We start from the raw sequence: 7,782 nt of genomic DNA on the forward strand, positions 1-7,782 counted from the left end.
GTGCGGGTCTGGGGGCGGGAAGTGTACGCGCGCACAAGGACTGCATTAGTGTGGTCGCCACCACTTTCCGCACCGCAGCGCAGGACCGCACCGTCCCTCCATCCTCACGGGGCGGACCGTGACCCTGCGCGGCCGAGGTACTGACCGGGAGGGACCGTGTCGTCCACCACCGCATCACCCCAGAAGGCGAGCCGCGAGCAATTCGCGGGCCGCTGGGCGTTCATCTTCGCCGCGATCGGGTCCGCCGTCGGACTCGGCAACATCTGGCGCTTCCCCTATGTCGCCTACGAGAACGGCGGCGGCGCCTTCATCGTCCCGTACCTGGTCGCCCTCCTGACGGCCGGCATCCCGCTGCTGTTCTTCGACTACGCGATCGGGCACCGCTTCAAGGGCTCGCCCCCGCTGGCCTTCCGGCGGCTCAGCAGGTGGACGGAGTCGATCGGCTGGTGGCAGGTGCTGATCTGCTTCGTCATCGGCGTCTACTACGCGGCCATCATCGCCTACGCGGCGATGTACACCTGGTTCTCCTTCGACGAGCGCTGGGGCGATGACCCGGAGGCGTTCTTCTTCGGCGAGTACCTGCGGGTGGCGGACGACGTGGCACCGAACCTGGAGTTCGTCCCGTCCGTGTTCTGGCCGATGCTGGTGGTCTGGCTCATCCTGCTGGTGATCCTGGGGGTGGGCGTCAAGAAGGGCATCGCGATGGCCTCGCTCATCGGGATCCCGGTGCTGGTGGTCATGTTCGTCATCCTGGTGGTCGTGGCCCTGTTCCTGCCGGGTGCCCCCGAGGGGCTCAACGCGCTGTTCACCCCGAACTGGGAGGTGCTCACGAATCCCCAGGTGTGGATCGCGGCCTACGGCCAGATCTTCTTCTCCCTGTCCGTGGGCTTCGGCATCATGATCACCTACGCCTCGTACCTCAAGCGCCGGACCAACCTGACGGGCTCGGGCCTGATGGTGGGCTTCTCCAACTCGAGCTTCGAGATCCTCGCCGGCATCGGCGTCTTCGCGGCGCTGGGCTTCATGGCCCAGGCCAATGGCGTGGAGGTGGCCGAGGTGGTCACCAACGGCATCGGCCTGGCCTTCATCGCCTTCCCGACCATCATCTCCGAGGCCCCGGCCGGGGCGCTGATCGGCGTGCTGTTCTTCGCCTCGCTGGTCGTGGCGGGCTTCACCTCGCTGATCTCGATCCTCGAGGTGGTCGTCTCCGCGGTGAAGGACAAGCTGGGCTGGAGCCGCTGGACCACGGTGATCGTGGTGGTCGGGACCTCCGGGCTGATCTCCCTGCTGCTGTTCAGCACCACCTCCGGCATCAACGTCCTGGACGTCACGGACGCCTTCGCGAACAACTTCGGCATCGTGGGCGCCGCCCTCGTGGCGGTCGTGGTGGTGTCCTGGCTCCTGCGACGCCTGGACAACATGGTGAACCACCTCAACGCGGTGTCCTCCTTCCGCGTCGGCCGGGCCTACAAGGTCCTCGTGGCCGTGATCCTGCCCATCGTGCTGGCCTACATGTGGGTCTCCGACGTGGTGCTGAAGGCCACCGAGGGCTACGGGGACCTGCCGTCCTGGTTCGTGGGCACCTTCGGCTGGGGCATGTCGATCGCGCTGATCGTGGTCGCCGTCCTGCTGTCCCTGCTGCCGTGGACCCAGAGGTCGGCCCTGCACAGCGAACTGAACGACAACCTCGAGTCCGAGGACCTGCCGGAATACCCGGAACACGAGGGCACCGGCCCCGGCGTCCAGTGGGACACCGTCGGCCAGCACCATCACGCCGAGCACCCGAGAAAGGGGCACTGACATGGACCCGATCGCCATCCTGTTCTTGGTCGTCGCCATCGTGGTGGTGTGGGGCGGCATGGTCGCCTCGCTCATCCACCTGCTGAAGAACCCGGACCACCTCTCCGGCGAGGAGGGCATCGCGCCCGGCCCGACGACCTGACACCTCCGCCAACGACGAAGGCCCCGGACCTCGCGGTCCGGGGCCTTCGTGTCACCGCGGTTACGTGCGCAGCGACTGGGCGATCTGCTGCATGATCGTCGGGTCGGACAGGGTCGAGGCATCGCCCGGGTCCCGGCCCTCGGCGACGTCCTTGAGCAGGCGGCGCATGATCTTGCCGGAGCGGGTCTTGGGCAGCTCGGGCACCACCAGGATGTGCTTGGGCTTGGCGATCGCGCCGATCTCCCGCGCCACGTGGTTGCGCAGCGTCTGCTCCGTCTCGGCCTGGTCGACCTGACCGGCCTCCTCCGTGACGATCACGAACGCGACGACGGCCTGGCCGGTGGTGGCGTCGGTGGCGCCCACCACGGCGGACTCGGCCACGATCGGATGCGAGACCAGGGCGGACTCGATCTCCGAGGTGGACAGCCGGTGCCCGGAGACGTTCATGACGTCGTCCACGCGGCCGGTGACCCAGACATCCCCGTCCTCGTCCCGGCGGGCCCCGTCCCCGGCGAAGTACATGTCCTCGAACCGGGACCAGTAGGTGTCCTTGTAGCGCTCGGGGTCACCCCAGATGCCGCGGAGCATGGCCGGCCACGGATCCCTGATCACGAGGAAGCCGGCGGAGTCGTTGGGCAGGGAGTTGCCCGCCTCGTCCACCACGTCCACGGTGATGCCGGGGACGGGCACCTGGGCGGAACCGGGCTTGGCGGCGGTGACGCCGGGCAGCGGGGCGATCATGTGCGCGCCGGTCTCCGTCTGCCACCAGGTGTCCACGATCGGGGCAGGGTCCTGCTTGCGCGGACCCGGGGTGACGGAGCCGTCGTCGTTCTTCGTCCCGGCCCCGGCGTTCGCACCGATGACGTCCCGGTACCACAGCCACGCCTCGGGGTTGATGGGCTCGCCCACCGAGCCCAGGACGCGCACGGAGGACAGGTCGAAGGAGTCCGGGATGGACCGGCCCCACTTCATCATGGTGCGGATCGCGGTGGGCGCGGTGTAGACGATGGTGATCCCGTACTTCTGCACCAGCTCCCACCAGCGGCCGTTGTGCGGGAAGTCCGGGGTGCCCTCGTAGAGCACCTGGGTGGCGCCGTTCACCAGGGGGGCGTAGGCGACGTAGGAGTGCCCGGTGACCCAGCCGACGTCGGCGGTGCACCAGTACACGTCCGTCTCGGGGTGCAGGTCGAAGGTGTCGCGGTGGGTCACGGCGCCCTGGACCAGGTATCCGCCGGTGGTGTGCAGGATGCCCTTGGGCTTGCCGGTGGTGCCGGAGGTGTAGAGGATGAACAGCGGGTGCTCGGAGTCGTGCCAGACCAGTTCGTGCTCGTCGGAGGCGGCCCGGAGCGCGTCGTGCCACCACAGGTCCCGGCCGTCGGTCCACTCCACGTCCTGCTCGTTGCGGCGGACCACCAGGACGTTGGACACGGCGTGGCCGGGCGCGGACAGGGCCGCGTCCACGGCGGGCTTGAGCATCGAGGGCTTGCCGCGGCGCCAGGAGCCGTCGGCGGTCACCACGAGCTTGGCCTCGGCGTCGTCGATGCGCGAGCGCAGGGCGTCGGCGGAGAAACCGCCGAACACCACGGAGTGCACCGCGCCGATGCGCGCACAGGCGAGCATGGTGATGACGGCCTCGGGGATCATCGGCAGGTAGACGGCCACGCGGTCGCCCTTGGTCACGCCGAGGGACTCGAAGGCGTTGGCGGCGCGACGCACCTCGGCGGCCAGCTCGGCGTAGGTCCAGGTCCGGGTGTCCCCGGGCTCACCCTCGAAGTGGATGGCCACGCGGTCACCGTGGCCGGCCTCCACGTGGCGGTCCAGGGCGTTGTACGCGGCGTTGGTGGTGCCGCCCACGAACCACTTCGCGAACGGGGCGTCCGACCAGTCCAGGACCTCGGTGAAGTCCTGCTCCCAGTGCAGCACCTCACGGGCCTGGTCGGCCCAGTAGCCCAGCCGGTCGGCCGCGGCCTGCTCATAGCGCTCGGCGGTGGCCACGGCCTGCGCGGCGAACTGCTCGGAGGGCGGGAAGGTGCGCCTCTCCACCAGCAGGGGGTCCATGGAGCCGGAGGCGGATTCGCCGGAAGTGGACGTCGACATGCGTACTCCTTCGGTGCGGAAGATCTCGTACCGGGCCACGCCTGAGTCGTTGGTGTAACGCCCATCACAGGGCCCGCAGGGACAGCCTAACGTCCGAGGCCATCGCGTGCAGAGCATTGCGCGCGAAGACTGATTGAATGGTTCCCGAGAAGAACACGGGCCTGAGGGGGCCCGAAGGGGACACCAGGAGGACGCACATGAGCATCGCATCGCACCGTGGCCGGAAGGCGCCCGCGCGTACCGGCGGAGGACTGCGGCTGGACCGCTGGGACCTGGGCTTCTTCCTCGCCGTCCTGGTGATCCTCGTGGGCTCCGTCGTGCCGCTGGGCACCCTGCGGCAGAACCTGTGGAACACCCCCGGCGTGTTCTTCCTGGGCGTGGGCGTCGTGGTGCCCCTCGTGGCCGCCGGCCTCGTGCTGTCCCGGGGCGTCAGCGGCCTGGACGGACCCCGCGTGGGATCGCTGTCCACCGAGCAGTTCTGCCACGTGGCCTCCTGGCTCGCGCTGGCCTTCTTCTTCAGCAGCGTCGTCACCACGCTGAACCCGGTCTTCCTGATCGGGCTGCTCGGCGCGCTCGGCATGGTCCTCACCTCGCCGCTGCGCGGCGTGATGACCCGCGTGCTCGCCTCGTCCGCGGCGCGCCGTCCCCGGCCGGCCGCCGTCGCGGCCCCCGAGACCCCGGCGCCCCGTGAGGCCCCCGAGGCCGCCGAGGGCACGACGTCGGCACCGCAGCCGGGTGGGACGGCCTCCGGCCCGTGGCCCACCCCCGCCGCGGTCGCCCACGCGCAGGACACCCACGCGCAGGAGACTCCGGAGCCCGGGGCGGAGCCGGGACAGCCCTCCGGGGCCGAGATCGACGAGGACCTGGGCGCGACGCGGTTGCGCCCGCGGACCACGGAGGAGGCCGAGGCCTCCGCGACCGCCGCCTTCGGTGCTCCCGGCACCGAGGTGCCGGAACCCGTCGAGGAGACGGAGGAACCCCTCGGGGAGCCGGCCGCGCCCCGCGGGACCGAGCCGGCGGGCTACGAGGCGTTCTGGTTCGCCGTCGGGACCCCGCGGTGGACCGTGAACCCCGAGGACGGCAGCCCCGCGTTCGGCCTCGAGCCCGGCGGCTGGATCCTCGCGCTCGAGGACCGCGGCCACGAGTTCCTGGTGCAGAACACCGACGGACGGACCGGGGTGCTGAGGGACCTGTCCGACATCGAGCGGGCGTGAGCGAGACCCGGCTCGGCCTCACCCGCCGGGCCCGCAGGATCAACCGGGTCCTGGCGGAGGCCTACCCCTACGCGGTCGCCGAACTGGACTTCACCACGCCCTTCGAACTGCTCGTGGCCACGGTGCTGTCCGCCCAGACCACGGACGTGCGCGTCAACGCGACCACCCCGGCGCTGTTCGCTCGGTTCCCCGACGCCGAGGCGATGGCCCACGCGGACGAGCGCGAGCTCCAGGAGCTCGTCCGGCCGCTGGGGTTCTACCGGAACAAGGCGGCGGCCATCCAGGGGCTGTCCCGGGTCCTCGTCGAACGCCACGGCGGGGAGGTCCCCGGCCGGCTGGACGACCTCGTGGCGCTGCCCGGGGTGGGCCGCAAGACCGCCTTCGTGGTGCTCGGCAACGCCTTCGGTGTCCCCGGGCTCACCGTGGACACCCACTTCGGCCGGCTGGCCCGGCGCCTGGGGTTCACCGCGCAGCAGGACCCGGTGAAGGTGGAGCAGGAGGTCGCCGCCCTGTTCGAGCGCCGGGACTGGACCATGCTCTCCCACCGGCTCATCTTCCACGGCCGCCGGGTCTGCCACGCCAAGCGTCCGGCCTGCGGCGCCTGCCCCGTGGCGCGGTGGTGCCCCTCCTACGGGATCGGGGAGACGGACCCGGTAGCGGCGGTGGGACTGCTGAAGTACGAACTGGCCCCGGGGCGCGAGGAACTGCACGCGCGGATGCTGGCCGGGGCCACGCGGGCACAGCTGCGGGCCGAGGGATACAGTCTGGGAGCATGATGGAGATCGACGGTGCGCTGGCGGACCTGCGAGCGCTGGTGGCCCGGTACGGCGTCCTGGGGCCCGGCATGGCCCGGGGCGACCGGCCGAACCGGCTTCCCGACGACGGCCGCGGCTGGGACTTCGGCGTGGACCTGGAGCCCGGGGCGGGGGTACCGGCCGAATCGGCCGTCCTGGTGCTCTTCGGGGCCCTGGACCGGCGGCCCTCGCACTTCCACACCGACGCCGTGCCCGAGGACCTGGACCTGCTGCTCACCCAGCGGGCCCTGCACCTGCGCAAGCACCCCGGGCAGGTGGCCTTTCCCGGGGGCCGGAAGGACCCCGAGGACGCCGACCACGTGGCCACCGCCCTGCGGGAGGCCCAGGAGGAGACGGGACTGGACCCTCACGGGGTCCGGGTGCTGGGGAGCCTGCCGCCGGCGCCGTTGACGGTGACGAACTTCCGGGTCACCCCCGTGGTCGGCTGGTGGGACCGGCCCTCAGACGTGTTCGTGGTGGATGAGGGGGAGGCCACCCGGGTGTTCCGGGTGCCCGTGGCCGACCTGGTGGACCCGGCCAACCGGATCACGACCAGTCGCAGCGCCGAGCCCTCCGTGGGCGCCCGCCGCTTCCGCAGCCCCGGGTTCCTCGTCTCGGACACCCTCGTCTGGGGCTTCACCGCCATCGTCCTCGACCGGATCCTCGAACTGCTCGGCTGGGCCCAGGACTGGGACCGGGAACGGGTGATCGACATCAGCGGCTGGGACGCCTCCCAGCCGGTCCCCGTGCACCGGCCCTGAGCACCCCGCCCGCTCCTGCACAGGGGCCCGCCCCCGGGGAGCCGTCCCCGGGGCGAGGCGCCCGGCCTGCACCGCACCGGCCCGGACGGGCACGCTCGGACCATGACCAGTACCGCTGCGGTCCCGCTCCCCGTGCTGTATCTGCCACCCCCCGAATCCGGGACGCTCGCGACCCGGCTGCTGCACGAGGTCGCGGCCTGCGTGGCGGCCGTCGGGCACCGGTTGCACGTGCAGTCCCCTCAGCCGGGGACCGTCCCCGACGCCCTCGCGCAATTCTCGTCCGCCCACGGACGGGAACCGGTCATGGTCATCAGCGGCCACCTGGCGGGCGGGCCCACGACCGGGCCGCGAACCAGCGCCGTCGGCGTGGCCGCCGTGACGCTGGACGGGACGGCATCGACGAACCCGGATCCGTCCACCCTGACGCTGCCCACCCGGTCACGGCCGCTGTGCCGCATGCTGGCCCGCAGCGTCGACCCCCACCTGCCGGGCCGGGCGCTCATCCTGGCCCACCAGGGTGACGGCCCCGGTGGTGATGACGGCTGGCCCGGCCTGCCGTGGGGACTCACCCTGCTGCTGGGCGGGCCCGGCCGCGGGGTGCTCGTGGACCTGCGGGGCACCGGGGGCGGGCTGGACGCCCGCCTCCGGGCGAACTCCGAGGCCTCCGCCCTGACGGAGGTCCTGGGACCGACGCCCGGCCCCGCCCTGGCCGGCCGGCTCCCGGTGGCCGGCGGGGTGCGCTGGGGGAGCATGACGGGTCCTCCCGCGCAGCTGCTGCCCGTGATCGATGCCACCGTCGACACCTTCCGCTGGACCGTGCTCGACGTGGGCCGCGACGCGCACCTGGCGACGACGCTGGCCGCCGAGGGGTTTCCCCTGCTGTCCGTGACCGGCCAGGGAGGAACCTGCTGTCTCGAGGTCCCGGGCCGGCCCCCGGCGCGGTTGGCCCTGGACCCCTCCCTGTGGGGCGGACC

7 protein-coding genes are annotated in these 7,782 nt (G+C 71.8%); 6 read left to right on the forward strand and 1 reads right to left on the reverse strand.

Going from position 1 to position 7,782, the window contains the following annotated elements; all coding sequences use genetic code 11:
- Positions 1 to 156: 156 nt before the first annotated feature.
- Positions 157 to 1,800, forward strand: coding sequence for a sodium-dependent transporter (locus tag Q0283_RS08020; RefSeq protein WP_183527782.1), 1,644 nt, complete (start codon positions 157 to 159; stop codon positions 1,798 to 1,800).
- Position 1,801: 1 nt separating this feature from the next.
- On the forward strand, positions 1,802 to 1,942 hold the full coding sequence (locus Q0283_RS08025; RefSeq protein WP_083843252.1) for a methionine/alanine import family NSS transporter small subunit: 141 nt from the start codon (positions 1,802 to 1,804) through the stop codon (positions 1,940 to 1,942).
- Positions 1,943 to 2,002: 60 nt separating this feature from the next.
- Here the strand turns inward: Q0283_RS08025 and Q0283_RS08030 are convergent, their stop codons facing one another.
- On the reverse strand, positions 2,003 to 4,039 hold the full coding sequence (locus Q0283_RS08030; protein WP_183527780.1) for an acetate--CoA ligase: 2,037 nt from the start codon (positions 4,037 to 4,039) through the stop codon (positions 2,003 to 2,005).
- Between the two features lie 197 nt (positions 4,040 to 4,236).
- Here Q0283_RS08030 and Q0283_RS08035 point away from each other — a divergent pair, with 197 nt between their 5' ends.
- The 4 genes from Q0283_RS08035 to Q0283_RS08050 form a co-directional block, all read left to right on the forward strand.
- On the forward strand, positions 4,237 to 5,253 hold the full coding sequence (locus tag Q0283_RS08035; RefSeq protein ID WP_183527779.1) for a hypothetical protein: 1,017 nt from the start codon (positions 4,237 to 4,239) through the stop codon (positions 5,251 to 5,253).
- Complete coding sequence (nth, locus tag Q0283_RS08040; RefSeq protein ID WP_183527777.1) at positions 5,250 to 6,029, forward strand: endonuclease III; 780 nt, start codon at positions 5,250 to 5,252, stop codon at positions 6,027 to 6,029. Before Q0283_RS08035 ends, nth begins: the two co-directional genes overlap by 4 nt.
- Entirely contained in the window at positions 6,026 to 6,808 is a 783-nt protein-coding gene (locus Q0283_RS08045; RefSeq protein ID WP_183527775.1) for a CoA pyrophosphatase, read from the forward strand. Before nth ends, Q0283_RS08045 begins: the two co-directional genes overlap by 4 nt.
- A gap of 102 nt (positions 6,809 to 6,910) precedes the next feature.
- The coding region (locus Q0283_RS08050; protein WP_298044145.1) for a hypothetical protein at positions 6,911 to 7,782 on the forward strand (872 nt) is incomplete at its 3' end.

Origin of the sequence: uncultured Citricoccus sp., from assembly GCF_937871995.1 — a bacterium.
In the GTDB taxonomy this organism is placed as follows: domain Bacteria; phylum Actinomycetota; class Actinomycetes; order Actinomycetales; family Micrococcaceae; genus Citricoccus.